The organism is Streptomyces sp. NPDC002044, assembly GCF_040296725.1.
GTDB lineage: Bacteria > Actinomycetota > Actinomycetes > Streptomycetales > Streptomycetaceae > Streptomyces > Streptomyces antarcticus.
In genome coordinates this window covers 15,668-40,205 of the sequence record NZ_JBEOXU010000028.1, presented here as the reverse complement: position 1 = coordinate 40,205, position 24,538 = coordinate 15,668, and the positions used below count along the sequence as shown (strand labels likewise).

The following is a 24,538-nucleotide window of genomic DNA, read 5'->3' as shown; positions in this document are numbered from 1 at the left end:
ATGGCTACGACCACACCCACCGGTGTGCGGGGAGGCGGCGGCCAGTCGGGGACCACGTCCGACGGCACGTCCATGACCCACCCCCAGATCATGAAGGCGCTGTCCGGGCTGATGCTCGGCATGTTCGTCGCGATCCTGTCCTCCACGATCGTCTCCAACGCCCTGCCCGAGATCATCAGCGACCTCGGCGGCACCCAGTCCTCGTACACCTGGGTCGTCACCGCGGCCCTGCTCTCCATGACGGCGGCGACGCCGCTCTGGGGCAAGCTGTCCGACCTCTTCAGCAAGAAGCTGCTGGTCCAGATATCCCTGGTGATCTACGTCCTCGGTTCCGTGGTCGCGGGCCTGTCGCAGAACACCGAGATGCTCATCGCCTGCCGCGTGGTCCAGGGCATCGGCGTCGGCGGTCTGTCCGCCCTCGCCCAGATCGTGATGGCCGCGATGATCTCCCCGCGCGAGCGCGGCCGGTACAGCGGCTACCTCGGCGCGGTCTTCGCCGTCGCCACCGTCGGCGGCCCGCTGCTGGGCGGCGTCATCACCGACACCCCGTGGCTCGGCTGGCGCTGGTGCTTCTACGTCGGCGTCCCCTTCGCGATCATCGCGCTGGTCGTGCTCCAGAAGACCCTGAAGCTTCCGGTGGTGCGCCGTGACGTCAAGGTCGACTGGCTCGGCGCCCTGCTGATCAGCGGCTCCGTCTCGCTGCTGCTGATCTGGGTCACCCAGGCCGGTACCTCGTACGACTGGATCTCCTGGCAGACCTGGACGATGACCGGCGGCGCCGTCGCGCTCGGCCTGCTCTTCGTCCTCGTCGAGTCCCGCGCGAGCGACCCGATCATCCCGCTGCGGCTGTTCCGCAACAAGACCATCACCCTCGCCTCGGCAGCCTCCCTGTTCGTGGGCATCGCGATGTTCTCGGGGACCGTCTTTTTCAGCCAGTTCTTCCAGTTGGCCCGCGGCGAGTCCCCCACCATGTCCGGAGTCCTCACGATTCCGATGATCGCCGGGCTCTTCGTCTCCTCCACTCTTTCCGGTCAGGTGATCACCAAGACCGGCAAGTGGAAGGCATGGCTCGTCGGCGGCGGCGTGCTCCTGACGGCCGGACTCGGCCTCCTGGGCACCCTGCGGTACGACACCCCCTACTGGCACATCGCGATCTACATGGCGCTGACCGGCCTCGGCCTCGGCATGATGATGCAGAACCTGGTCCTCGCCACGCAGAACCAGGTGGCTCCCGAGGACCTGGGCGCGGCCAGCTCCGTCGTCACCTTCTTCCGCTCGCTCGGCGGCGCCATGGGCGTCTCCGCGCTGGGCGCGGTCATGGCCAACCGGGTCACCCACTACGTCCAGGACGGCCTCACCGCGCTCGGCCCGAAGGCCGCGGCCATGGGCCACGGCGGCACCGCCGGGGGCGGGATCCCCGACCTCGACAAGCTGCCGGCGCCGTTCCGCGAGGTCGTGGAAGCCGCGTACGGTCACGGCGTCGGCGACGTCTTCCTGTACGCCGCCCCGTTCGCGCTCCTCGGACTGGTCCTGGTGCTGTTCATCAAGGAGGTCGCGCTGCGGTCCAAGCCGGCCGCCCACGCCCCGGCCGCCGGCTCCGGCACCGCGGCGGGCGCCGAGGCTCCGGCCCCCGCCCAGGCCGCGGTCTGACGCCGGGCCACCCCGCGACACCCCGCGACACCCCGCTCCACCTGCGAAGGCCACCCCCCGATCCCGTACATCCGGGTTCGGGCGGTGGCCTTTCGCCATGGTGCCGGCGATCAGAACGACGAGCACGCGGTCGAGCGCCGCCGGGCGGGTACCGGGCGGGCACAGCGCCGTGTCGCCGCGCGGGGCCCGCCGAGGGTGACCGGGGGTCAGGACGTGGTGGAGAGGGGGGCCGTCAGGTCGTAGAAGGTGGCTCCGCCGATGGTGGACGGCTTGAACGTGGCCTTGACCCAGTTCTCGATGGCCGTACCGGTGGCGCCGGACGGGCCACCTCCGCCAGCGCCTCGGGTGCGGCCCGCGGCACCGTCATCGGCACCGTCCTCGGCGCCGCCCTGCGCGCCGCCTTCCGCGCTGCCCTGGCCGATGAACCAGTGGATCTTGCCGGCCTTCACGTACTCCTTGAACCGCTCCAGGGTCGGTGAGGGGTCGCTGCCGTTGAATCCGCCGATCGGCATCACGGGCTCCCCGGAGGCCAGCTGGTAGCTCGCCGCGTTCTGCGAGCCGATGGCGGCCGCCGCCCAGGTGTACTCGCCCGCGTCGGAGCGCAGGGCGGCCGTGGCCTCCGCCGCGACCCTGGTCCCGCCCAGCAGCCCACCGGGACCGCCCTGACCACCGCCACCGGGTCCGCCCTGACCACCCGGTGCCCGCTGACCGCCCTGACCACCGGGTACGCCTTGGCCGCCGGGTACGCCCTGGCCGCCCGGGCCCTGGGCGCGCTGGCCGCGCCGGCCGTCCTGGCCGTCCTGGCCGCCTGGGCCGCCCTGCGGGGCCCCGCCGGGTGCGACCCCGCCGGCCCCGCCGCCCGCTCCGCCCCCGCCGGCCCCGCCGGGCGCCTGCTCCCCGCCGGGCGCGAACCGCATCGCGCCGCCCGGGCCGCCGCGGCCTCCCGCCACCGCCGGTCCGGCGGTCACGATGGAGCCCGTGTGCGCGGTCGTCACGGTGGTCAGGCAGTAGGCGAGCGGTCCGGCCAGCGCCGCCGCCAGCCCCAGCGCCGCCACCGCCGCAAGCACCCGGCGCCCGGCCCGGGCGGCCAACGGCAGCGCCACCGCGGCGAGCAGCCCCGCCACCAGTACCGTCCAGCGCAGCCACGGCAGGTACCCGGTGGCCCGGCCGAGCAGCACGTACGACCACACCGCCGTCAAGGCCAGGACCCCGGAGAGCGTGAGCGCGGCGGCCAGGCTGCCGCGCTCCTCCCACAGCACGGCGACGCCCATGCCGACCAGCGCGGCCACGAACGGCGCCAGCGCCACCGTGTAGTACTCGTGGAAGATGCCCTGCATGTAGCTGAAGACGAGCACGGTGATCAGCAGCGCACCGCCCCAGGCCAGGAAGGCAGCCCGGGCCGTGCTCTCCAGCGAGTCGGTGGCCCGGCGGGCCCGCCAGGTCATCACCAGGCCGACCACGAGCAGGACCAGGGCGGCCGGCAGCAGCCAGGAGATCTGCCCGCCGATGTTGCCCGAGAACAGGCGGTCGATGCCGGTCTCTCCCCAGCCGCCGCCCCCTCCTCCGCCGGGCCGGCCGCCACCGCCCACGCTGCCCGTCTCGTTGCCGTTGATCCGGCCGAGCCCGTTGTAGCCGAGGGTCAGTTCCAGGAAGGAGTTGGTCTGCGAGCCTCCGATGTACGGGCGCGAGCCCGCCGGCCACAGCTCGACGGCCGCCACCCACCAGCCGCCCGCCACCACCATGGCGGCTCCGGCGAGCAGCAGCTGCCCCAGGCGCCTGCGCAGCCGGGTGGGCGCGCAGACGGCGTACAGGAGGGCGAGCGGCGGCAGGATGACGAGGGCCTGCAGGGTCTTGGTGAGGAAGGCGAAGCCGACCGCGACACCGGCCCAGACCAGCCAGCGGGTGCGCGCCCCGTCGAGGGCCCGCAGGACGCAGTACACGGTGACCGTCAGCAGCAGGGTCAGCAGCGCGTCGGGGTTGTTGAACCGGAACATCAGCGCCGCGACGGGGGTGAGCGCGAAGGCGGCGCCGCTCAGCAGCGCGGCCCCCGGTCCGAACGAACGGCGGACGGCCGCGTACAGCACCGCGGTCGTCCCGACGCCCATCAGGGCCTGCGGGACGAGGATCTGCCACGCGCCGAGCCCGAACAGCCGGACCGACAGCATCATCGGCCACAGGGCGGCCGGGGGCTTGTCGACGGTGATGGAGTTCCCGGCGTCGGAGGAGCCGAAGAAGAGGGCCTTCCAGCTCTCGCTGCCCGCCTGGACGGCGGCGGAATAGAAGGAGTTGGCGTAGCCGGAGGATCCCAGGTCCCACAGCAGCAGGACGGCGGTGGCGATCAGCAGCCCGGCGAGCGCGGGGCGCTCCCAGCGGGGCCGGCCGACGCGCGCCCGCACCGCGGTGGCCGTCGCGGGAGCGTCGGGGGCGCCGGGGGCGCCGGGCGAACCGGGGGCGCCGGGCACACCGGGCCCCTCGGGCGGGAGGAGCGGGAAAGCGGCCGTGGTCATCGGCTGTCCTTGGGCGTAGGGATCGCGGAGCCGCGCCGCTCGGGGAACACCCAGGCACGGAAGAGCAGGAACCGCAGCACGGTGGCGGCGAGGTTGGCGGTGATCAGGACGGCCAGCTCGGTGCCGTGCGCCGGCCGGTCGGTGGCCGCCGTGAGAGCGGCGAGGGAGCCGCTGGTCAGGGTCAGCCCGATGGCGAACACCACGAGCCCCTGGGCCTGGTGGCGCACGGCCCGGTCGCGGCCGCGGACCCCGAAGGTCAGCCGGCGGTTCGCGGCGGTGTTGGCGACGGCGGAGAGGAGCAGGGCGACGGCGTTGGCGGCCTGCGGGCCGGTCCCGGTACGGATCGCGGAGTACAGGAGCAGGTAGAGCAGGGTGGACAGCACACCGACGGCGCAGAAACCGAGGAGCTGTCGGGCCAGCCCGCCGTCCACGCCGGGCAGGGCGCCCCGGTCACGCGGGTCGTCCCCGAAGGGGCGGGCGAGCCGGTCCAGCGGCAGCGCCCCGACGGCGAGCGCGCGGCCCACCCGCCAGACGCCCTTGAGGTCCTCGGCGGCGGTCCGGGCGATGTGGACGGTGGAGTCGGGGTCGTCGACCCAGTCCACCGGCACCTCGTGGATGCGCAGCCCGGCCCGCTCGGCGAGCACGAGGAGTTCGGTGTCGAAGAACCAGCCCGAGTCCTCCACCAGCGGCAGCAGCCGCTCGGCGACGTCCCGGCGGATGGCTTTGAACCCGCACTGGGCGTCGCTGAACCCGGCGGCGAGGGAGGAGCGCAGGAGGAGGTTGTAGGCGCGCGACACGAACTCCCGCTTCGCCCCCCGCACCACCCGCGAGGAGCGGGCGAGGCGGGTCCCGATGGCGAGGTCGGAGTGACCGGAGATCAGCGGGGCGACCAGCGGCAGCAGGGCGTTCAGGTCGGTGGAGAGGTCCACGTCCATGTACGCGAGGACCGGCGCGTCCGAGCCGGACCAGACGGTGCGCAGGGCCCTGCCCCGGCCCTTCGCCTCCAGCCGGGTGCTGCGGACGCCCTCCAGGGCGGTGACGAGCCCGGCCGCGACCTCGGGGGTCCGGTCGGTGCTGGCGTTGTCGGCGACCGTGATCCGGAACGGGTACGGGAAGGTTCGGGTGAGGTGCTCGTGCAGTCGGCGCACGCACCGGTCGAGGTCTTTCTCCTCGTTGAAGACCGGTACCACCACGTCGAGGACGGGCTCGCCGGGCAGGGGCGCGAGGTGGGCCCGTGCCGGAAGGGCCCCGGGAGAGGCGTCGGTTGACATGCGACGAGCCTCGTGGGGCGCCCTGTCACCGCTGTGTGGTGAGCCTGTGCCCCGTCTGTGAGTCCCCGGCCGTACCCGTCGGGGCCGGGGGCAGCAGGACCTCGAAGCAGGTCCGTCCGGGCTCGCTCCGTACGCCGACCTGCCCGCCGTGCGCCGCGACCACGGCCTGGACGATGGCGAGGCCGAGCCCGGTGGATCCCGCGCCCCGGGAGCGGGAGGCGTCACCGCGGGCGAAGCGCTCGAAGACGTGGGGGAGCAGCTCGGGCGCGATCCCGGGGCCGTCGTCCTCGATCAGGAGCCGGACGGCGGATGTTTCACGTGAAACGCGCGCCGTGACGGTGGTGCCGGGCGGGGTGTGGGTGCGGGCGTTGGCGAGCAGGTTGACCAGAACCTGCTGGATCCGGGCCGGGTCGGCGAGGATCGTCGCGGGCTCCTCCGGCAGGTGCAGGCGCCAGTGGTGTCCGGGCCCGGCGACCCGCGCGTCGCTGACCGCGTCGATGACGAGGGGGGCCAGATCGGTTTCGGTGTCGCCGGTGGAGAGCGGACGGCCGGCGTCGAGCCGGGCCAGCAGCAGCAGGTCCTCGACCAGCCCGGTCATCCGGGTGGCTTCGGACTCGATACGGCCCAGGGCGTGCCGGGTGTCGGGGCCGGGCTCCTCCCGTCCCCGGCGGGTCAGCTCCGCGTAGCCGCGGATCGACGCGAGCGGGGTGCGCAGCTCGTGGCTGGCGTCGGCGACGAACTGCCGGACCCGGGTCTCGCTCTGCTGGCGGGCGGTGAGGGCGGAGGAGACGTGGCCCAGCATCCGGTTGAGGGCCGCGCCGACCTGTCCCACCTCCGTACGGGGGTCGGCCTCGGTGTCCGGCACCCGTTCGTCGAGTGCGGGTTCGCCGCTGTGGAGCGGCAGTTCGGAGACCCGGGTGGCGGTGGCGGCGACCCGCCGCAGCGGACGCAGGGCGACGCCGACGAGGGCCTGCCCGGCGAGGGAGGCGGCGATCAGCCCGGCCAGGGTGACACAGACCTCGACGCCGATCAGGGTCTCGACGGTGGAGTCGAGTTCGTGCAGGGGGAAGCCCAGGACGAGGCTCCCGTCGGGGGCGGAGAGCACCCGGTACGCGCCGAGCCCCGGCAGGCGCAGGTCCACCGGGTCGGCGCGGCCCGGGCCGGCGGTGCGGGCGACCGCCACGAGGGCGGCGGTCTGGGCGGGGGTGAGGAGCTCGCGGTTTCCGAGCTCGGGGTCCTCGACGCGGACGCTGCGCGCGGTGCCGGCCACCGTGCCGTTGGAGTCGAGCCGCACTCCGGTGGCGCCCAGGGGGGTGCCGGGGCCGAGGACGGAGCCGAGGCCCCCTTCCCGGACGGCCTTTGCGCCGCCGGGGCCACGGGTGCCCATGTCGACGGAGATCCGCAGCTGCTTGTCGAGCTGGTCGACCAGGTACGAACGCAGGGCGAGGGTGGTGACGGTGCCGATGGCGGCGCCCACCACGGCGATCAGCAGCACCGCCGAGACGACGAGCCGGGTCCGCAGCGACCAGGGCCGCCGCCGCGACCGGGCCGGGAGGCGCCACCACGGCGCGCGCCGCGACCGCGGGACACGCTCCGAACGCGGGACACGCTCCGAACACCGGGGGCGCCCCGGCTTCGGCGGGCGGCCGGACCGTGGCGGAGATCCCGGCCGGGTGGCGCGCGGGACCACTACTCGGCCGGCTTGATCAGGTAGCCGGCGCCGCGCCGGGTGTGGATCATCGGCGCCAGACCGGGGCCGCTCTCCAACTTCCGCCGCAGGTAGGAGATGTACAGCTCGACCACGTTGGCCTGGCCGCCGAAGTCGTACGACCACACCCGGTCCAGGATCTGCGCCTTGCTCAGCACCCGGCGCGGGTTGCGCATCAGGTAGCGCAGCAGCTCGAACTCGGTCGCGGTCAGGTGGATCTCCAGGCCGCCGCGGACCACCTCGTGGCTGTCCTCGTCGAGGCTCAGGTCCCCGACGGCCAGGACGGAGCCCCCGCGCGCGGCCTGCGCCGCTCCCGAACGCCGGACCAGACCCCGCAGCCGCGCCACGACCTCCTCCAGGCTGAACGGCTTGGTGACGTAGTCGTCCCCGCCCGCGGTGAGGCCCGCGATCCGGTCCTCGACGGAGTCCTTGGCGGTCAGGAACAGCACCGGGACCTGCGGGATCTCCCGGCGGAGCCGCCCGAGGACGGCGAGCCCGTCCATGTCGGGGAGCATGACGTCGAGGACCACCACGTCCGGCCGGAACTCCCGCGCCGCGCGCACCGCCGCGGCGCCGTCCCCGGCGCTGCGGACCTCGCAGCCCTCGTAGCGCAGGGCCATGGACAGCAGCTCGGAGAGCGAGGCTTCGTCGTCGACGACGAGCACCCGGCAGGGCCCGCCGTCGGGCCGCACCAGGGCCGTGGGGTTATGGGTGGACGTGGACGCGTGGGAGGTGGTCGTCGCAGTCATGCGACCACGCTGGACGGCGCCTCTGAGAGCGTTCTTGCGCCTACCTGTGAATTTCCTGAGAAACGACCGCGCCGGCCGGGAGGGCGCAACGTACCGGCCCGGATCCGCCCTGGAGGGGCTCGGGAACGGTCGGCCGCGGGTCACCCGGGGAGGCCGAACAGCCTGGCCCCGTTGTCGTGGCAGACCGCGCGCAGCCAGGCGTCCCCCAGGCCGAGCCGTTCGAGGGCGAGGAGCTGCCCGTCGTAGGGGTACGGGATGTTCGGGAAGTCGGTGCCGAGCAGGATGCGGTCGCCGAGGTCCGCGAGACGCCCCAGTTCCGCGCGCGGGAAGCCGCTGAACTGCTCGGAGAAGTCGGTGAAGGCCATCGTGGTGTCCAGGCGGACCTCGGGGTGGCGGTCGGCGAGGTCGAGGAAGTCGGCGTACTCGGGCATGCCCATGTGCGCGATGACCAGCGGCAGCCGCGGGTGGCGGGCCAGCAGCCGGGCGACCGGCTCGGGCCCGGTGTGCTTCCCGGGGACGGGCCCGGAGCCGCAGTGGATCACGGTGGGTGTGCCGGCCTCGGCGAGGAGTCCCCAGACGGCGTCGAGCCGGTCGTCGTTCGGGTCGTAGCCGCCCACCTGGAGGTGCGCCTTGAAGACGCGGGCCCCCGCCTCCAGGGCCTGGCGGACGTACCCGGCCGCGCCCTCCTCCGGGAAGAGGGTCGCGGTGTGCAGGCAGTCGGGGGTCCGGGCGGCGAAGTCGGCGGACCAGGCGTTGAGCCAGGCAGCCATCGCCGGCTTGTGGGGATAGAGCATGGCGGTGAAGGCCCGCACCCCGAACTCCCGCAGGAGCGCGACCCGCTGCTCCTCCTCGCAGCGGTAGGTGATGGGCCACTCGACGCCGGTCAGTGGGCCGACCGCGTCGAAGTACTCCCACACCTTCGCCAGCACCCGCTCGGGCATGAAGTGCGTGTGGACGTCCACCAGCCCAGGCAGGCCGAGCCGGGTGCGGAAGGCGAGGACCGCCTCAGCCGTTGCGGACAAAGCCGTGGCTCCGCTCTACGGTCGCGACGTGCAGGGTGTAGCTCTCGTACCAGTGGGCGCGGCCCTGCTGCATGGCCGCCTGGTGCTCCGCGTCCTGCCGCCACCGGGTGAGGGAGGCGTGGTCGCGGAAGTAGGCGACGGTGATGCCGAGTTCTCCGGGGGCGCCCGCGGATTCCTGTCCGAGGAAGCCGGGGTTCTCGGCGACGATCTCGTTCATCCGGTCGAGGGTCTCGGCGTAGCCGCTCTCCCCGGCGCCGCGGACACTGCTGAATACGGCCATCAGGTACGGCGGTTCGAAGGCCGGCAGGGGCTGAAGGGTCATGGTCACCACCCTCGGCGGAGCCCTCCCGCATGTCCACCGGAATCGGCCCCGGGCGGCCAAAGGGATCCAAGTCTTGACCATGGCCGCCGTCCGCGCGCCGCGGGCCGGAGCCCCTCGGGACGCCCTCGGGACGCCCTCAGAACAGCCCGTCCTGCTCGGCCGCCGGACACACGGTGAACGGGACCTCCGCCGAGGACGCCACCGTCACCACCCCGCCCGACGGGACCGCCAGCTCCCACCCGGCCAGCAGCCGGGCGTCCACGACGAGCCCGTCCGCGAGGTGCAGATCGGGACCGGCCACGCCCGCCAGTACTCCGGCCACCGCTCCGCCGGCCACCATGGCGGTGACCACCCGGGCGGGTACGGGCAGCCCGGCCAGCCCGAACGCCACGGAGTGGTCGACGACCTCGCACCCGACCCGCTCCAGCGAGTCGGGCCATCCCGGCAGGGCGGCCGCCCGCGCGTGCAGCTCGGCGACCTCCAGGGCCCGTTCGGACGTGGGCGGCAGCTGGGCCCGTACGGCGCGCTTGCGGGCGTACGCGATCCGGTCGGGCACCCCGAGGGCGGCGCGCAGCAGTTCCTCGGTACGCCGTGCGGCCATCAGCGGCCCGCGCCCCAGCCAGGCCCAGGCCACGGCGCCCTGCTCCAGCAGCCGGGCGGAGCCGCGCTCCTCGGCGGTGATGCCGACCTTGACCAGACCGGGCCCGAACCAGGCCAGGTAGACCCGATAGGTCCGCGGATCGGCGGCATTGGTGTCGGCGGCCACGGAGAACGACCGGTCCAGGCGTGCGCACTCGGGGCACTGGGCGTTCCCCGTACGGCCGGGCACACCGGCGCCCGTGCGGCAGGGACTCCGCTTCCCGGCCCGCCATACGCCCAGGCAGCGCCGCTCCCCGCACGCGACGAAGGCCAGCCGCTGCCCGTACGCGAGCACGCTCTCCCGCGTCCCGCGCCCCTCCCCGTACCAGCCGACGGCGGGCCGGCCCGCGCTCCACCGGATGCCGGTACACCACCAGGTCACAGCGGCAGGGGCCGCTCGAAGAAGGTGTCGAGGACGACGGTGGCGTGGGTGCCGATGACCCCGTCGATGGCGTACAGGCGGCGCAGCACGTCCTGCAACTGCCCGGTCGTGGCGGTGCGCACCTTGACCATGACCGAGGCGCTGCCCGCGATGATGTGCGCCTCCTGGATCTCGGGGATCGCGGCGAAGGCTTCACCGGACTCCCCCATCCAGGCGTTGGAGTCGACCATCACGTAGGCCAGCACCCCGCTGCCGACGGCGGCCGGGTCGACGTCGACGGTGGTACGCCGGATCACCCCGCGCTCGCGCAGTTTCCGTACGCGCTCGTGGGTGGCTCCGGCCGACAGTCCGACGGCCGCGCCGAGAGCCGCGTACGACTGGCCCGCGTCCTGCTGGAGGCGCAGGACGAGCGCCCGGTCGATGTCGTCCACGCGATCTTCCTCCCATGGGCCCGTCGGCCCTTGCGAAGACAGTACCTGATCCTGCAATCTCACCATCAGGCAGAATTTCATTCGGTATTTCGAACTCAGTGAGAACTGTGTCTGCCATAGCCGACCTAGCCTTGTACGAGATTCTGGATGAACGCTTCCGGACCGGCCGCTGCACCGGCGGCGACCTGCGACTGGAGCGGCTCTACGACGACTGCCGCCGAGCGGAAGGGCCGCTCTACCTGCCCGCCTGGCGCCAACTGGTGTGGAGCGACATCCCCGACGACCGGATGCTGCGCTGGGACGAGCCGACCGGCGCGGTCTCCGTCTTCCGCTCCCCGGCCGGCCACCCCCACGGCAACACCCTGGACCGCGAAGGCCACCTGACCACCTGCGAACAGGGCAACCGCCGCGTCACCCGTCCCCGAGCCGGTCTCGAACATCACCTTCGGCGGCCCCCGGAACAACCGCCTCTTCATCACCGCGACCACCTCCCTCTACTCCCTGGTGATGTCGGTGACGGGCCTCCCCCGCGTCCTGTGACCGCCGGGCCGCCCCCAGCAGGCGGATGCGGCTACCTGGCGACGAACTGCGTCAGGACCGCCTGCACCTCATAGATGTCGACACCCTTGGTGAAGGTCTTCTCGATCGGCGCCGGGGTCCCGGATATCCAGATCTTGAGCTCGGCGTCGAGATCGAAGTGCCCCGCGGTCTCCACCGAGAAGTGGGTGATGCTCCGGTACGGGACGGAGTGGTACTCCACCTTCTTCCCGGTGAGCCCCTGCTTGTCGATGAGCACCAGCCGCCGGTCCGTGAACAGGATCGTGTCCCGGATCAGCAGGTAGGCGGCGTGCACCTGCTCCCCCTGCCCCAGCAGGCGCGCGTAGTCCCGCTGCGCGGACACGGGATCGACGGTGTGCGCATTCCCGAACAGTCCCATGGAAGCCCCCTTGTTCCGATTTCGAACGATCTTCAAAACCGTACCGAGGCCGCGGGGTAACCGGCATCCCCCGCCAGAGCCATCCCGCCCCCCACATCCTCCGGGGTACCCCTCCCCATCAAGGAGGAGGCCGACCCCGCCCGGAGACCCGCCCGCGCCCCGGGCAACGCAAGAGGCCCCCCGGCGAACCGGGGGGCCTCTCAGGCTGTGCACTCGGCAGGATTCGAACCTGCAACCTTCTGATCCGTAGTCAGATGCTCTATCCGTTAAGCTACGAGTGCTTGGCTTGCTGGGGTTTTGCGCCCCGTTGGCCTTGCGAGAACAACAATACATGGACCTCGCCGGGACGCGAAATCCATTAGCCAAACCATGCTTGACCTGCGAAAACGCCCCGATTGAAGATCATCCAGCTGGGCGCGGGCGGATCGCACAGAGGTCGGATCGGATCCGGTCCGCGCCGGGAAACACCGAAGCCCCGGTCCATCAGGACCGGGGCTTCGTCAGGTGCGGAGGCGGAGGGATTTGAACCCTCGATGGGGGGTAAGCCCCAAACCGCATTAGCAGTGCGGCGCCATAGACCGGACTAGGCGACGCCTCCAGCACACCCCCGCGTACGAAGGTGCGTGCAGATGATGACACAGGCGCGGGGCCGGTCACCAATCCGCTCCCACGGTACTAGGACGCACGGCCGGAGGGCAAAGCCTTAGAGGCCCGCCGCGCGCAACGTCCGCGCGGCCCCGTCGTTGGTCAGGCCGTACGACGTACGGACGACCTGGAGTGCCCCCAATGCTGCGTCTCGCCGCTTTCGCCGTCACCTCCGCCCTGGCCACCGCGGTGGCCGGGCCACTGCCCCCGCTGCCCCTGGGCGGGCTGCTGACGAAGGCCACCCCCGACCGTCTCGCCATCACGATGGCCGACACCGGAAACCGTCGGCTGGACCGCGAGTACCGGCTCGAATGCGATCCCGTCGGCGGCGACCACCCCCAGAGGGAAGGCGCCTGCGCGCGGCTGGACCAGCTCGCCTCGGAGGGCAGGGACCCCTTCGCGCCCGTCTCCAAGCGGCAGATCTGCACCATGCAGCACGGGGGCCCGGCCACCGCCCGCATCACCGGTACCTGGCGGGGGCACAAGGTCGACGCGACCTTCCGGCGGACCGACGGATGTGAAATCAGCCGGTGGGACGAGTTGGAACCTCTGCTTCCGAGTGGGCGTTCCTGACCTGGGAGGATGCGCGGAATGGGCGCTATACACCGCACTTCGGCCACCCCACCGCGGGGCTGTGGCCTTAGACTCCTCCCGTGACTTGCCGGTAGTTGTGGTCAGGGAGGAAGCTCGTCGTGAGCAGCAGGCCATCCCGAGGCGCTGCTCGCCTCGCAGCAATACTCGACGCTCTTCCGGACGCGCTGTTGCTCGTCAACGCCAACGGCACGGTCGTCAACGCCAATTCGATCGCCCTCGAGGTGATGGAGAGCCCGGGGACCGGGCTCGTCGGACGCGGCCTGCTCGACCTCCTGCCCGATTTCGACTCCAAGCTGATCCCCGGCTCCATGCGCCGGCCCGGCGAGGACGAGGGCGGGCGCACCAAGCCCACCCGGATGACCGCGCGCCGCACCGACGGCAGCGAGTTCCCCGTCGAGGTCACCAGCGCCCACCTCGACGGCCGGGACGCCTACCGCGAGCCGCAACCCGCCTACACCGGCGACGAACTGCTGATGCTCGTCGTACGGGACCTCTCGCAGACCGTGGACACCGAGGCCGAGCTCGCCCGCTCCCAGCGGCAGACCGAAATGATCCTGCGGGCCGCCGCCGAGGGCGTCGTGGGCACGGACACCGACGGCCGGGTGGTGCTCGTCAACCCGGCCGCCGCCCAGATCCTCGGCTACCGCGCCACCGACCTGGGAAACCGTGAACTGCACGGTCTGGTCCAGCACTCCCGCGCCGACGGCTCGCCGTTCCCGTTCGAGGAGTCCCCGCTCGCCGACACTCTGCGCAGCGGACGCAAGCACCGGGTGCGCGGGCAGGTCCTGTGGAACAAGGCCGGACAGCCCGTCGCCGTGGACCTGACCACCTCTCCCGTACGGGACGGGGAGCAGCTCGTCGGCGCCGTGATGACCTTCACCGACCGCCGGCCCTACGACGCGCTGGCCGCGCGCCACGCCCAGCTGCTGGCCGTGCTGGGCGACTCCCTGCGCGGGCCGCTGGACGAGCTGCGCGGGGAACTGGCGACGCTGGCCGCCGACGACGCGGGACAGCTGTGGCCCGAGGCCAACCAATTGCTGCACCACCTGGCCGCCGGGTACTCGCGGATGACCACGCTCGTGGACAACGTGCTCGGCTTCCAGCGGCTGGACTCCGGCGGCGACCGGCTCCGGAAGAAGAAGGTCCTGATCAACGGTGTGGTCGCGGCCGGTGTGGACGGCGCGGTCGAGCTGATCGGGCCGGGGCGCGCCCAGTTCGCCGTCCACGCGCCGACCATCGAGGCCGAGGTGGACGCCGAGCGCATCGCGTCCGCCCTCGCGCACCTGGTCGCGGACGTCGCCGGGGTGGACGCCACCGGCAAGACCGCCCAGGGCAGCGGGTACGGCGACTCGACGATCGTGGTGGCCGCCGCACAGCGCGGTGATGTCGTACGGATCGAGGTGCGCGGGCCGTACGCGGGCGGGAGTCCGGTGCACGAGCCGATCGTGCGGGGCATCGTGGCCGCGCACGGGGGCGTGCTGCAGACGGTGGAGGTGCCGGGCGCGCCCGGCGGGGCCTACGTGCTGGAGCTGCCGCTCGGCTCGGGAGCCGGGACGGTGACCCTGCCGGAGCCGGAGGAGGAGCCCCCGGCCGACGAGAGCGCGCCGGCCGGGACCACCGGCGGAGCCGGTGGACGGCGGGCCCGGCGCGGAGTCGACGCGTTCCTGGACGACGGCGCCGAGCCTGCCGGCGCCCCGAAGCCCGCCGGCGGTGCCGCCTTGGCGCTCCCGTCCGGGCGGCGCCGGGCGGGCGAGACCGACGGCGACAGCGGTCCGGAGCTCGCGCAGTCCCCGGTGAACCCGGCGGGGCTTGGCACCGGGCGCCGCCGCGGGCGCGACGGCGACGGCAGCGGCGAAGGCGGTGAGGGCGGCCCCGGCCGGCCCGTGCCCCCGCGCGGCAACGCCATGCCCGCGCTGCCCCCCGTACCCGCGATGGCGCCCGTGCCACCCGTGCCGGTGATGCCTGCGGCGCCCCAGGTGCCGCCCGTTCCGGTGACCGAGCATCCCGCGGGACGGCGCCGGGCGCTGGGTGCGGCCGGTCCGGCACAGCCCGGCGGGCCCGTGCCGGCGACCGGGCTCCGGCCGGCGGCCGGTCCCGGGCAGGCCCCCGTACGGCCGATCGCCCCCGAGGGCGGTTTCGCGCTGCCGGCGGGGCCCACCCCGGCTCCCACCGCCCCGCAGACCCCGGCCGCGGCCGGTCCCGCCCCCTCGTCCCCTTCCGCGGAGGCGGACCCCGACGGGCCCGGCGGACGGCGCGGACGCCGGGTGCTGGGCGCTCCCGTACCCGCGTCCGAAGCTCCCGCCCCGGAGCCCGCCGAGGCCGCGGAGGAACCCGTACAGCCGACCGGGCGGCGGCGCGCTCTCCAGACCGCCCCGGCCTGGCCGGTGCCGGCGGCCCGGACGGCCCACGAGGACGGCGGGGCCTCCGGTCCGGCCGCGGTCCCCGGGGCCCGGCAGTCGCAGGAGGCCCCCGCAGAGGGCCAGGCCGCGCAGCCGATCAGCGTGCGCGCGCTCGGCACGCTGGGCCAGGGAATCTCCGTGGACCCGACCGGTACCGGTTCCGGGCGACGGCGCCGTCTCGCCGAGCCGGCGCCCCAGGGACGGGCGTTCGCCATAGGAGCCCCCGAGGCGGGCTCCGACGAGGGCCCCGAACCGCTGGACGGTCCGGGCGGCGCGGTCGAGGTGGTCAACCGGCCCGTACCGCGCCCCGTGGACGACGAGCTGCCGCCGGAGCCGCTGGACAACCCGCGCCGCCTCCTGGTGTGGCCCGCGCCCGACGTGCAGACGCAGCAGGCACTCAGCGACCGCGGCTACCGCCCGGTCGTCGTGCACTCCCGCGAGGAGGTGGACGCGCAGATCGCCGCGTTCCCCGCCGCGCTGTTCGTGGATCCGCTGACCGGGCCCATCACCCGCACCGCCCTCCAGTCGCTGCGCCAGGCCGCGGTCGCCGCCGAGGTGCCCGTCCTGGTCACGGCCGGGCTGGGGCACGCCACGCGGGAGGCCGCCTACGGCGCCGATCCCGCGGTCCTGCTCAAGGCGCTGGCGCCGCGAGACAGCGAGCAGCACCCGTCACGGGTGCTGCTGATCGAGGAGCACGACGAGATCGCGACCGCCCTGACCACCGCCCTGGAACGGCGCGGCCTCCAGGTCGCCCGGGCGGGCGCCGACACGGACGCCGTGGAGCTGGCCGCGCGGATGCGGCCCAACCTGGTGGTGATGGACCTGATGCAGGTGCGCCGCAGGCGGGCCGGGATCGTGGACTGGCTGCGCGCGAACGGGCAGCTGAACCGCACGCCGCTGGTCGTCTACACGGCCACCGGCATCAACCCGTCCGAACTGCCGCGGCTGGCCTCGGGGGAGAGTGTGCTCTTCCTCGCCGAACGGGCGACGACCGGCGATGTGCAGGGTCGCATCGTGGACCTGCTGGCCAAGATCGGGACCAACTAGTCATCCTGGCCCGATGGCCATCATCAACACGAGCGAGCAGACCGTCCCCGCCGACAGCGGGGAGGTGAACCTGCTGATCGCGCGACAGGTGGATCCGGGGCACGAGGAGACGTTCGAGGCCTGGGCCCACGGGATCCTGGAGACGGCCGCCGGTTTCCCCGACCACCTCGGGTACGGGCTGTTCCGTCCCTCGGTGGAGGGCGGGCCGTGGTTCCTGGTCCACCGATTCCGCAACCAGGCGGCGTTCCGGCGCTGGCAGGACTCCGCCGAGCGGGCCGAGTGGTTCTCGAACTGCCTGGGCCACCACCACACGGAGATAGCCCGGCGGGAACTGCACGGCATGGAGACCTGGTTCGCCAAGCCGGGTACGACCCGGCCCGCGCCGCCGCGGTGGAAGATGGCGATCAGCTCGGGGCTCGCCATCTTCCCGATCTCGCTGGTCGGCAACGCGGTGCTCGGGCCGTACCTGGTGGATCTGCACTTCGTGCTGCGGACGGCCGCCTTCGCCGTGGTCTTCAGCACCCTGATGACCTACGTGGCCATGCCCGCCGTCAGCAGGATGCTGCGGCCGTGGCTCACCAGGGGCTGAATCCGCCCGGTCCGGGCGCCGCGAGGCCCCCGACGGGCCCGCCGGCTCTCAGTCCAGCTTCGTCACGTCCAGCTCGCCATCGGCGTACTGCTTGCGGATCACCTTCTTGTCGAACTTGCCGACGCTGGTCTTGGGCACGGCCGCGATGACCGTCCAGCGTTCCGGCAGCTGCCACTTGGCGATCGACTGGCCGAGGAAGGCGCGCAGGGTCGCGTAGTCCGCGGTCGCGCCCTCCTTGAGGACGACGGTAGCCAGTGGACGTTCGCCCCACTTGTCGTCGGGGACGGCGACGACGGCCGCCTCGGCGACCTCGGGATGCGCCATCAGCGCGTTCTCCAGCTCCACGCTGGAGATCCACTCACCGCCGGACTTGATGACGTCCTTGGCCCGGTCGGTGAGGGTGAGGAAGCCGTCCGGGCTGATCACACCGACATCGCCGGTCTTGAGCCAGCCGTCGGCGCTGAACTTGTCCTCGGGGCGGACCGGTTCGCCGGAGGCACCGCCGTAGTAGGCGCCCGCGATCCAGGCACCGCGCACCTCCAGCTCGCCCGCCGACTCGCCGTCCCAGGGCAGCCGGTCGCCACCGGGGCCGACCAGGCGGGCCTCGACGCCTGCCGGGAAACGGCCCTGGGTGATCCGGTAGGGCCACTCCTCCTCGGCGCTCAGGCCGGCCGGCGGGTGGGCCATCGTGCCCAGCGGGGAGGTCTCGGTCATGCCCCAGGCGTGGCAGAGGCGGACTCCGAGCTTGTCGTATGCCTCCATCAGCGAAGGCGGACACGCCGCGCCGCCGATCGTGACCTGCTTCATCGAGGTCAGGTCGCGCGGGTTGGCGGTGACCTCGGCCAGCAGTCCCTGCCAGATGGTGGGGACGGCCGCGGCGTGGGTGGGCTTCTCCCGCTCGATCATCTCGGCGAGGGGAGCGGGCTGGAGGAAGCGGTCCGGCATCAGCATGTTGATGCCGGTCATGAAGGTGGCGTGCGGCAGGCCCCAGGCGTTCACGTGGAACTGCGGGACCACGACCAGGGTGGTGTCCTTGTCGTTCAGCCCCATCGACTCGGCCATGTTGACCTGCATGGAGTGCAGGTAGATCGAGCGGTGGGAGTAGATGACGCCCTTGGGGTCTCCGGTGGTGCCGGAGGTGTAGCACATGGCAGCGGCCTGGCGCTCGTCCAGTTCGGGCCAGTCGTAGGTGTCCGGGCGGCCCGCGAGGAGGTCCTCGTACTCGTGGACGCGCACGTCCAGGCCCTCGAGCGCGGAGCGGTCGCCGATGCCCGCCACCACGACGTGCTCGATGGTCGGCAGGTGCGGAAGCAGTGGCACGAGCAGCGGCAGCAGCGTGCCGTTGACCAGCACCACCCGGTCGGCTGCGTGGTTGACGATGAATACGAGCTGCTCGGGAGGGAGGCGGAGGTTCAGGGTGTGCAGGACCGCGCCCATCGAGGGGATCGCGAAATAGGCCTCGACGTGCTCACTGTTGTTCCACATCAAGGTCGCGATCCGGTCGTCCTGCCGGACTCCGAGTTCGTCGCGCAGGGCATTGGCGAGGCGGGTGGCGCGGGCACCGATCTCGGCGAAGCTGCGGCGGTGCGGCTCGGCCTCCCCGGTCCAGGTCGTGACCTGGGACTTCCCGTGGATCGTCATCCCGTGCTGGAGTATGCGGGTGACGAGGAGCGGTACGTCCTGCATGGTGCTCAGCAAAGCGTCCTCCCAGTGAGCGCTGCGGCGCTGCGGCGGCTACGGATGCTGCCGATTCTGCGCACGTACCGGTCGGCATGTCACTACCCGAGAGTAGAAATCGACCCGGCTGTTTCACGTGAAACAGCCGGGCGGATCGCGCCGCGGGTCCGTCCGGCCTCCGGTGTTTCACGTGAAACACCCGGTCGGAGGGCGTTCCGCCGGCCTTCACGGCCTCGTCAGCGCACCGGGGTGAGCTCGGGGTCCTCGCGGAGCTTGACCAGCGCACGCGATACGGCGCTCTTGACCGTGCCGACCGAGACCCCCAGCAGTTCGGCCGTCTGCACCTCGCTGAGGTCCTCGTAGTACCTCAGGACGACCATGGCCCGCTGCCGGTCGGGAAGCCGGGTCACCGCACGCCACATCGCGTCGCGCAGCGCCTGCGCCTCGGCGGGATCGGCGGCCGGCGCCGTCTCGGTCTCGGGCAGCTCGTCGCACGCGAACTCGTCGACCTTGCGCTTGCGCCACTGGGAGGTGCGGGTGTTGACCAGGGCCCGGCGGACGTAGCCGTCCAGTGCGCGGTGGTCCTCGATCCGGTCCCAGGCCACGTACGTCTTCGCGAGAGCCGTCTGGAGCAGGTCCTCGGCATCGCACGGGTTCGCGGTGAGGGAGCGCGCGGTGCGCATCAGGACCGTGCCACGGGTCCGGACGTACGCCGAGAACGACGGGTACGACGTCGGATTCGAGGCGAGCGTGCACACTGGCGTGGTCATGTCTCCACGCTAGGAGCGCGCGCGCCCCCTGCAATCGGCCGCAGGTGCCGAAGGGGGGTCCACCTCAGGTTGTAGGGGCAGAGCGCCCTCCACCTCCTGAAGGTGGAGGCCACCGAGGCCCGTGGCTCCGGGATCTCACCCGTCGGCTCCGAGGATCAGTCCGGAGGTCGGCACCCCCGTACCGGCCGTGACCAGCACGTGCTCCGTCCCCGTGACCTGGTTGACCGAAGTGCCCCGCAGCTGGCGGACGGCCTCGGCGATGCCGTTCATGCCGTGCAGGTACGCCTCCCCGAGCTGGCCCCCGTGGGTGTTGAGGGGCAGCGCGTCGGCAGCGACGAAATCGGCGGCCTCACCCGGCTTGCAGAACCCGAACTCCTCCAGCTGCATGAGCACGAAGGGGGTGAAGTGGTCGTAGAGGATCCCGACGTCGATGTCCGACGGCCGCAGTCCGCTGGTGCGCCACAGCTGGCGCGCGACGACGTCCATCTCGGGTAGTCCGGTGAGGTCGTCTCGGTAGAAGGAGGTCATGGCCTCCTGCCTGCGGCCCGCGCCCTGCGCGGCGGCGGTGATCACGGCGGGTACCTGCTTCAGGTCCCGTGCCCGCTCGGCGGTGGTGACGACGAGGGCCTGCCCCCCATCGGTCTCCTGGCAGCAGTCGAGCAGCCGCAGCGGCTCCACGATCCAGCGCGAGGCGGCGTGGTCGGCGAGGGTGATGGGCTTGCCGTGGAAATAGGCGGCGGGGTTGTTCGCGGCGTGCCGGCGGTCGGTGACCGCGACGTGCCCGAAGGTCTCCGGGCTGAGGTTGTAGGTGTGCAGGTAGCGCTGCGCGGTCATCGCCACCCAGGAGGCGGGGGTCAGGAGCCCCCACGGCAGCGCCCAGCCGAGGGCAGCACCCTCCGCCGAGGGCTCACGCTGCTGTACGCCGGAGCCGAAACGGCGACCGGAGCGCTCGTTGAAGGCGCGGTAGCAGACCACGACCTCCGCGACCCCGGTGGCGACGGCGAGGGCGGCCTGCTGGACGGTGGCGCAGGCCGCACCACCGCCGTAGTGGATGCGGGAGAAGAAGGACAGGTCTCCGATGCCGGCCGCCTGGGCGACGGTGATCTCGGGGCTGGTGTCCATGGTGAAGGTGACCATGCCGTCGACATCGGCGGGGGAGAGCCCGGCGTCCGCGAGGGCCGCGTGCACGGCCTCGACCGCGAGGGTGAGCTCGCTGCGGCCGGAGTCCTTCGAGAACTCGGTCGCCCCGATGCCGGCGATGGCGGCTCGGCCGCCGAGCTCGTCGCGGGTGCGGACGCTCATGCCGCACCCCCGGCGGCCAGGGTCACGGTGACGGTTCCGGTGACATGGTGGCCGATGCCGTTGGCGCCGAGGACCCGGATCTCGGCCGTGTCCCCGTCGAGGGCGGTGACGGTACCGGTGAGGGTCATGGTGTCGCCCGGATAGTTGGGGGCGCCAAGCCTGATGGCCACCTTGCGCAGGACGGCCCGCGGACCGAGGTGGTCGGTGATGTAGCGGCCGACCAGGCCGTTCGTCGTCAGGATGTTCATGAAGATGTCCGGGGAACCCTTCTCCCGGGCGAGTTCCGCGTCGTGGTGCACGTCCTGGTAGTCGCGGGAGGCGATGGCGCCCGAGACGATCAAGGTCCGGGTGACGGGGACCTCCAGGGGCGGCAACTGCTCGCCGACCCGTATCGCGCCGACTCTCATGTCTCAGCCCTCCTGCGCCAGTACGGCGCCCAGTTCGGCCAGCAGCTCGCTGCCGCAGCCCAGGTACGCGTCCAGCTGGCGTCCCCACAGGAAGTGCCGGTGGACGGGGTGCTCCAGGTCGGCGCCCATTCCGCCGTGCAGGTGCTGGCCCGCGTGCACGACCCGCTTGCCCGCCTCCGAGGCCCACCAGGCCGCGGTCAGCGCGTGCTCACGGGCGGGCAGGCCCTGGTCGATGCGCCAGGCCGCCTCGTAGGCGGTGACCCGGATCGCCTCGGTGTCCATGTACGCGTCGGCGGCGCGCAGCATGACGCCCTGGTTGGTGGAGAGGGGCCTGCCGAACTGCTCGCGGGTGCCGGTGTACTCCACGGCACGGGCGAGCGAGCCCGCGCAGACGCCGGCCTGGAGTCCGGCGAAGGCGGTACGGGCCCCCGCGAGTACGTCCTCGTAGGCGCCTGCGGAGCCCATCCGCTCGGCCTCGGCTCCGATCAGCGTCAGCCGGCCCGCCGACCAGGGGGCGGTGGTCTCCACCGGGGAGGTCCGTACGCCCGGCGCGTCGGTCCGTACGAGCCACAGGTCCCGGTCCGCGTCCGGGACCAGTACGTGCGTGGCCTCGCGCAGCCAGGGCACGGCGGGGGCGGTGCCGGACAGCCGTCCGCCCTCCGCGGTGATCCGGCCGCGGGCCGGGAAGGCCCCTGTGGCGACGAACTCGCCGGTGGCCAGAGCGGGCAGCAGGCGGGCCCGCTGTCCGGCGCTCCCGTGCGCGGCGACCGGGAGCACGCCGTACGCGCAGGTGGCGGCGTACGGAACCTGCGCGGTGGTGCGGCCCTGCTCCTCCAGCAGCAGGACCAGGCCCAGAAGTCCGACGTCCTCGACGGCCGCGATCAGCCCGGCCGTGGTGAGGGCCTTCCACAGCTCGGCGTCGCTGCCGCTGCCCGCGGCCGCGAGGCGTTCGTGGGTGGCGAGGTCGCCGAAGATCCGGGCGGCGAGTCCGGCCGCCGCGGCCTGCTCCTCGGTGGGGTGGAAGTCCATCAGCCCTCGCTTCCGCGGAAGACGGGGAGTTCCAGGTCGTCGTCGACGCGCAGGAACTCCAGGTGGACCGGCAGGCCGATGCGGACCTTGTCGTACGGGACGCCGGTGATGTTGGTGATCATGCGGACTCCCTCGGCGAGCTCGACGAGGGCGACCGCGTACGGTCCGCCCGCGGCCGCGGACTGCTCGTGCGCCGTGAAGGCCGGGAAGGGCGGGTGGTGCATGACGACGTAGCTGAAGACGGTGGCGGCGCCGGAGGCCTCGACGGTGTCCCAGTCGAGCGAGGCGCAGGAGTTGCAGCCCGGGAGCCAGGGGAAACGCGGGGTGGCGCAGGCGGTGCAGCGCTGGATCAGCAGCCGGTGCTCCCGGACACCGTCCCAGAAGCCCTGGTTGTCGCGGTTGACCACGGGGCGCGGGCGCCGCGGCTCGGGCTGCGGCTTGAGCTGTGCCTTGGGCTGCGGCTTGGGCTGCGCGGACTCGGCGGGCTGCACGGGGGCGGGCGCGAGGGCGGGGGCTGCTGCCGGTGCGTACTTCAGGATGCGGAAGCGGTGCGTTCCGGCGAGCTCGCCGTCCGCCCGGACGTCCGTGCGCGTGGTCACGAAGTGACCGGTTCCCAGTGTGGTCGTCTTGCGCGGCGATACGGACTCGATGACGGCGTCGAAGGTGACCGCCTGACCCGGCCGAAGGGGACGCAGGTACTCCTGCTCGCAGTCGGTGGCCACCACCGAGGTGAAACCGGCGCCCTCCAGGAGCGCGAAGAGCTCGTCGTAGGCGGAGGAGCGGTCGGTGTGGCCGGAGAGCCCGCCCATCGTCCAGGCCTGGAGCATGGTCGGGGGGGCGATGGCGTCCGGTCCGCCGTAGGCGGGATTGGCATCGCCCATCGCCTCGCACCAGTGGCGGATCATCGGTTCGTTCACGGTGTCCTTGCCGCGGCCCGCGGTGGCGGCCGGTCGCCCCTCGAAGTCCACCAGCAGCGCGTGGAACCCGGCTGCCGCCTCGGCCTCGGCCGGTGCACCGGCTCCGGAACTCCCGGCCCGGGACTTTCCGGCTCCGGCTCTCCCGGCCGCAGCCCTCCCGGCCGCGTCTGCCGTCATCGCTTCCTCCCCTTCATCCCGAGCCGCATCATGGCGACGATCTCCCGCTGTACCTCGCTGACCCCGCCGCCGAAGGTGTTGATCTGCGCGGCCCGGTTCATCCGCTCCAGCTCGCCGCCCTCGAAGGACTCGCTCCCCGGTCCCCGGATCAGGCCCTCCTCGCCCACCACCTCCTGGCACATCCGGTACACCTCGACGGTGGACTCGGTGCCGAGGAACTTCACGCCGCTCGCGTCCCCGGGCGCGAGGTCGCCGCCGCCGACGTCCTGGACGAGCCGCCAGTTGAGGAGGCGTACGGCGGCCAGCCGCGCGTGCGCCTCCGCGAGCCGGGACCGCACCCACGGCAGGTCGGCGGGGCGCTCCCCGGTGACCGGATCGGGGGTGCGGGCGTGGGCGAGGGCGGCCCCGTAGAAGTCCTCGGCCTGCATGCCGATGGCGGCGAGGGCCACGCGTTCGTGGTTGAGCTGGTTGGTGATCAGCCCCCAGCCCCCGTGCTCGGGTCCGACGAGGTTGTCGGCCGGCACCCGGACGGAGTCGTAGTACGTGGCAGTGGTGGTGAGCCCGCCGACGGTCTCGATGGGGGTCCAGGCGAACCCGGGTGCCTGCGTGGGCACCAGGATGATCGAAATGCCCTTGTGCTTGGGGGCCTGCGGGTCGGTGCGGCAGGCCAGCCAGATCCAGTCCGCGTTCTGGGCGTTCGAGGTGAAGATCTTCTGCCCGTCGATCACCCATTCCCCGGTCCCGTCGGCGTCTTCGTCGCGGACGGCACGGGTGCGCAGCGAGGCGAGGTCGGTGCCCGCCTCGGGCTCCGAGTAACCGATGGCGAAGACGATCTCCCCCGCGAGGATGCGGGGGAGGAAGAAGTCCTTCTGCTCCCGCGTCCCGTACTTCATGAGGGTCGGCCCGACGGTGTTGAGCGTGACCATGGAGACGGGGGCGCCGGCCCGGTACGCCTCGTCGAAGAACACGAACTGCTCGGCTGAGCCACGGTCCTGACCGCCGTACTCGGCAGGCCAGCCGAGACCCAGCAGTCCGTCGGCGCCGATGCGGCGCAGCAGTTCGCGCTGGTCGGCGGCGTCGTGGGGCACGCCGTCCGGCAACAGGTCCTTGAAGTACTTCCGCAGTTCGCTACGGAGCCGCAACTGGCCTTCGGTCGGGGCGAGGTGCACGGCGCTGGCCTCCCGGCATCACATCATCGAGTAGACCTGACTGTCCGTCAGATTTACCGGTGGTGTCAAGGTCGCAAGCGCGGCGACGATGCGGGCGGGACGCTCGGGGCGGGCGGGTACGCGCGAGGGCGCCCGCGCTGCCGGACCCCAGCCGGTCCGGTCGCACGGGCGCCCTCAACAGTCGGAGCGGCTCAGGCC

Annotated in this window: 19 protein-coding genes, 2 tRNA genes and 2 pseudogenes; 5 read left to right on the top strand and 18 right to left on the bottom strand. The window is 72.9% G+C overall.

Features of this window, described 5'->3' with window-relative positions; all coding sequences use genetic code 11:
- Window positions 1–72 precede the first annotated feature (72 nt).
- Window positions 73–1,641, top strand: a pseudogene (locus tag ABT106_RS10425) (MDR family MFS transporter); the annotation flags it as partial.
- A 215-nt stretch (window positions 1,642–1,856) separates the two neighbouring features.
- Here the strand turns inward: ABT106_RS10425 and ABT106_RS10420 are convergent.
- From ABT106_RS10420 to ABT106_RS10385, 8 genes are all read right to left on the bottom strand, one after another.
- Complete coding sequence (locus ABT106_RS10420) at window positions 1,857–4,157, bottom strand: ArnT family glycosyltransferase (RefSeq protein WP_351275045.1); 2,301 nt, start codon at window positions 4,155–4,157, stop codon at window positions 1,857–1,859.
- A complete protein-coding gene (locus ABT106_RS10415; RefSeq protein ID WP_351275043.1) occupies window positions 4,154–5,428 on the bottom strand; it encodes a bifunctional glycosyltransferase family 2/GtrA family protein in 1,275 nt (424 codons plus the stop codon). Before ABT106_RS10415 ends, ABT106_RS10420 begins: the two co-directional genes overlap by 4 nt.
- Window positions 5,429–5,453: 25 nt before the next feature.
- Window positions 5,454–6,923 carry a sensor histidine kinase gene (locus ABT106_RS10410; protein WP_502979294.1) on the bottom strand — a complete coding sequence of 490 codons (1,470 nt, stop codon included), beginning with the start codon at window positions 6,921–6,923 and terminating at the stop codon, window positions 5,454–5,456.
- 194 nt (window positions 6,924–7,117) lie between these two features.
- Window positions 7,118–7,885 carry a response regulator transcription factor gene (locus ABT106_RS10405; protein ID WP_269288374.1) on the bottom strand — a complete coding sequence of 256 codons (768 nt, stop codon included), beginning with the start codon at window positions 7,883–7,885 and terminating at the stop codon, window positions 7,118–7,120.
- A gap of 140 nt (window positions 7,886–8,025) precedes the next feature.
- The gene (locus ABT106_RS10400) at window positions 8,026–8,907 is read right to left on the bottom strand and encodes an amidohydrolase family protein (RefSeq protein WP_351275041.1); all 882 of its coding nucleotides are present in this window, start codon (window positions 8,905–8,907) and stop codon (window positions 8,026–8,028) included.
- The gene (locus ABT106_RS10395) at window positions 8,891–9,229 is read right to left on the bottom strand and encodes an antibiotic biosynthesis monooxygenase family protein (protein WP_351275039.1); all 339 of its coding nucleotides are present in this window, start codon (window positions 9,227–9,229) and stop codon (window positions 8,891–8,893) included. The genes ABT106_RS10400 and ABT106_RS10395 overlap by 17 nt, the downstream gene beginning before the upstream one ends.
- Before the next feature lie 136 nt (window positions 9,230–9,365).
- Window positions 9,366–10,250: a DUF2797 domain-containing protein gene (locus tag ABT106_RS10390; protein ID WP_351275037.1), complete on the bottom strand. Its 885-nt coding sequence runs from the start codon at window positions 10,248–10,250 to the stop codon at window positions 9,366–9,368.
- Complete coding sequence (locus ABT106_RS10385) at window positions 10,247–10,681, bottom strand: Lrp/AsnC family transcriptional regulator (RefSeq protein ID WP_267721591.1); 435 nt, start codon at window positions 10,679–10,681, stop codon at window positions 10,247–10,249. The genes ABT106_RS10390 and ABT106_RS10385 overlap by 4 nt, the downstream gene beginning before the upstream one ends.
- A 107-nt stretch (window positions 10,682–10,788) precedes the next feature.
- Between ABT106_RS10385 and ABT106_RS10380 the strand changes: the two are divergent.
- Window positions 10,789–11,100: pseudogene (locus tag ABT106_RS10380) on the top strand (SMP-30/gluconolactonase/LRE family protein); the annotation flags it as partial.
- Between the two features lie 152 nt (window positions 11,101–11,252).
- Here the strand turns inward: ABT106_RS10380 and ABT106_RS10375 are convergent.
- The 3 genes from ABT106_RS10375 to ABT106_RS10365 form a co-directional block, all read right to left on the bottom strand.
- Window positions 11,253–11,618 carry a PH domain-containing protein gene (locus ABT106_RS10375; protein WP_351275034.1) on the bottom strand — a complete coding sequence of 122 codons (366 nt, stop codon included), beginning with the start codon at window positions 11,616–11,618 and terminating at the stop codon, window positions 11,253–11,255.
- A gap of 208 nt (window positions 11,619–11,826) precedes the next feature.
- Window positions 11,827–11,899 (bottom strand) — tRNA-Arg (locus ABT106_RS10370).
- 226 nt (window positions 11,900–12,125) lie between these two features.
- Window positions 12,126–12,216 (bottom strand) — tRNA-Ser (locus ABT106_RS10365).
- 188 nt (window positions 12,217–12,404) lie between these two features.
- Here ABT106_RS10365 and ABT106_RS10360 point away from each other — a divergent pair.
- The 3 genes from ABT106_RS10360 to ABT106_RS10350 all read left to right on the top strand — a co-directional run bounded on the left by ABT106_RS10360 (window position 12,405) and on the right by ABT106_RS10350 (window position 16,892).
- The gene (locus ABT106_RS10360) at window positions 12,405–12,836 is read left to right on the top strand and encodes an SSI family serine proteinase inhibitor (protein WP_351275032.1); all 432 of its coding nucleotides are present in this window, start codon (window positions 12,405–12,407) and stop codon (window positions 12,834–12,836) included.
- A 119-nt stretch (window positions 12,837–12,955) separates the two neighbouring features.
- A complete protein-coding gene (locus tag ABT106_RS10355; protein ID WP_351275030.1) occupies window positions 12,956–16,303 on the top strand; it encodes a PAS domain-containing protein in 3,348 nt (1,115 codons plus the stop codon).
- Between the two features lie 13 nt (window positions 16,304–16,316).
- A complete protein-coding gene (locus ABT106_RS10350; RefSeq protein ID WP_351275028.1) occupies window positions 16,317–16,892 on the top strand; it encodes an antibiotic biosynthesis monooxygenase in 576 nt (191 codons plus the stop codon).
- Between the two features lie 48 nt (window positions 16,893–16,940).
- Here the strand turns inward: ABT106_RS10350 and ABT106_RS10345 are convergent, their stop codons facing one another.
- The 7 genes from ABT106_RS10345 to ABT106_RS10315 all read right to left on the bottom strand — a co-directional run bounded on the left by ABT106_RS10345 (window position 16,941) and on the right by ABT106_RS10315 (window position 24,340).
- The gene (locus tag ABT106_RS10345) at window positions 16,941–18,590 is read right to left on the bottom strand and encodes a long-chain fatty acid--CoA ligase (RefSeq protein WP_351275026.1); all 1,650 of its coding nucleotides are present in this window, start codon (window positions 18,588–18,590) and stop codon (window positions 16,941–16,943) included.
- A gap of 215 nt (window positions 18,591–18,805) precedes the next feature.
- A complete protein-coding gene (locus tag ABT106_RS10340) occupies window positions 18,806–19,339 on the bottom strand; it encodes a SigE family RNA polymerase sigma factor (protein WP_351275024.1) in 534 nt (177 codons plus the stop codon).
- A gap of 135 nt (window positions 19,340–19,474) precedes the next feature.
- Window positions 19,475–20,641 carry a lipid-transfer protein gene (locus tag ABT106_RS10335; RefSeq protein ID WP_351275022.1) on the bottom strand — a complete coding sequence of 389 codons (1,167 nt, stop codon included), beginning with the start codon at window positions 20,639–20,641 and terminating at the stop codon, window positions 19,475–19,477.
- Entirely contained in the window at window positions 20,638–21,033 is a 396-nt protein-coding gene (locus tag ABT106_RS10330; RefSeq protein ID WP_351275079.1) for a MaoC family dehydratase, read from the bottom strand. Before ABT106_RS10330 ends, ABT106_RS10335 begins: the two co-directional genes overlap by 4 nt.
- An 18-nt stretch (window positions 21,034–21,051) precedes the next feature.
- The gene (locus ABT106_RS10325; protein WP_351275020.1) at window positions 21,052–22,077 is read right to left on the bottom strand and encodes an acyl-CoA dehydrogenase family protein; all 1,026 of its coding nucleotides are present in this window, start codon (window positions 22,075–22,077) and stop codon (window positions 21,052–21,054) included.
- Complete coding sequence (locus ABT106_RS10320) at window positions 22,077–23,171, bottom strand: bifunctional MaoC family dehydratase N-terminal/OB-fold nucleic acid binding domain-containing protein (RefSeq protein ID WP_351275018.1); 1,095 nt, start codon at window positions 23,169–23,171, stop codon at window positions 22,077–22,079. Before ABT106_RS10320 ends, ABT106_RS10325 begins: the two co-directional genes overlap by 1 nt.
- Entirely contained in the window at window positions 23,168–24,340 is a 1,173-nt protein-coding gene (locus ABT106_RS10315) for an acyl-CoA dehydrogenase family protein (RefSeq protein WP_351275016.1), read from the bottom strand. The genes ABT106_RS10320 and ABT106_RS10315 overlap by 4 nt, the downstream gene beginning before the upstream one ends.
- Window positions 24,341–24,538: the final 198 nt, after the last annotated feature.

Coding starts and splice junctions, on each gene's coding strand:
- ABT106_RS10415 (WP_351275043.1), bottom strand. CDS start 5,428: ATGTCAACCGACGCCTCTCCCGGGGCCCTTCCGGCACGGGCCCACCTC.
- ABT106_RS10320 (WP_351275018.1), bottom strand. CDS start 23,171: ATGACGGCAGACGCGGCCGGGAGGGCTGCGGCCGGGAGAGCCGGAGCC.
- ABT106_RS10335 (WP_351275022.1), bottom strand. CDS start 20,641: ATGAGCGTCCGCACCCGCGACGAGCTCGGCGGCCGAGCCGCCATCGCC.
- ABT106_RS10405 (WP_269288374.1), bottom strand. CDS start 7,885: ATGACTGCGACGACCACCTCCCACGCGTCCACGTCCACCCATAACCCC.
- ABT106_RS10350 (WP_351275028.1), top strand. CDS start 16,317: ATGGCCATCATCAACACGAGCGAGCAGACCGTCCCCGCCGACAGCGGG.
- ABT106_RS10360 (WP_351275032.1), top strand. CDS start 12,405: ATGCTGCGTCTCGCCGCTTTCGCCGTCACCTCCGCCCTGGCCACCGCG.
- ABT106_RS10420 (WP_351275045.1), bottom strand. CDS start 4,157: ATGACCACGGCCGCTTTCCCGCTCCTCCCGCCCGAGGGGCCCGGTGTG.
- ABT106_RS10340 (WP_351275024.1), bottom strand. CDS start 19,339: ATGACCACGCCAGTGTGCACGCTCGCCTCGAATCCGACGTCGTACCCG.
- ABT106_RS10395 (WP_351275039.1), bottom strand. CDS start 9,229: ATGACCCTTCAGCCCCTGCCGGCCTTCGAACCGCCGTACCTGATGGCC.
- ABT106_RS10325 (WP_351275020.1), bottom strand. CDS start 22,077: ATGGACTTCCACCCCACCGAGGAGCAGGCCGCGGCGGCCGGACTCGCC.
- ABT106_RS10375 (WP_351275034.1), bottom strand. CDS start 11,618: ATGGGACTGTTCGGGAATGCGCACACCGTCGATCCCGTGTCCGCGCAG.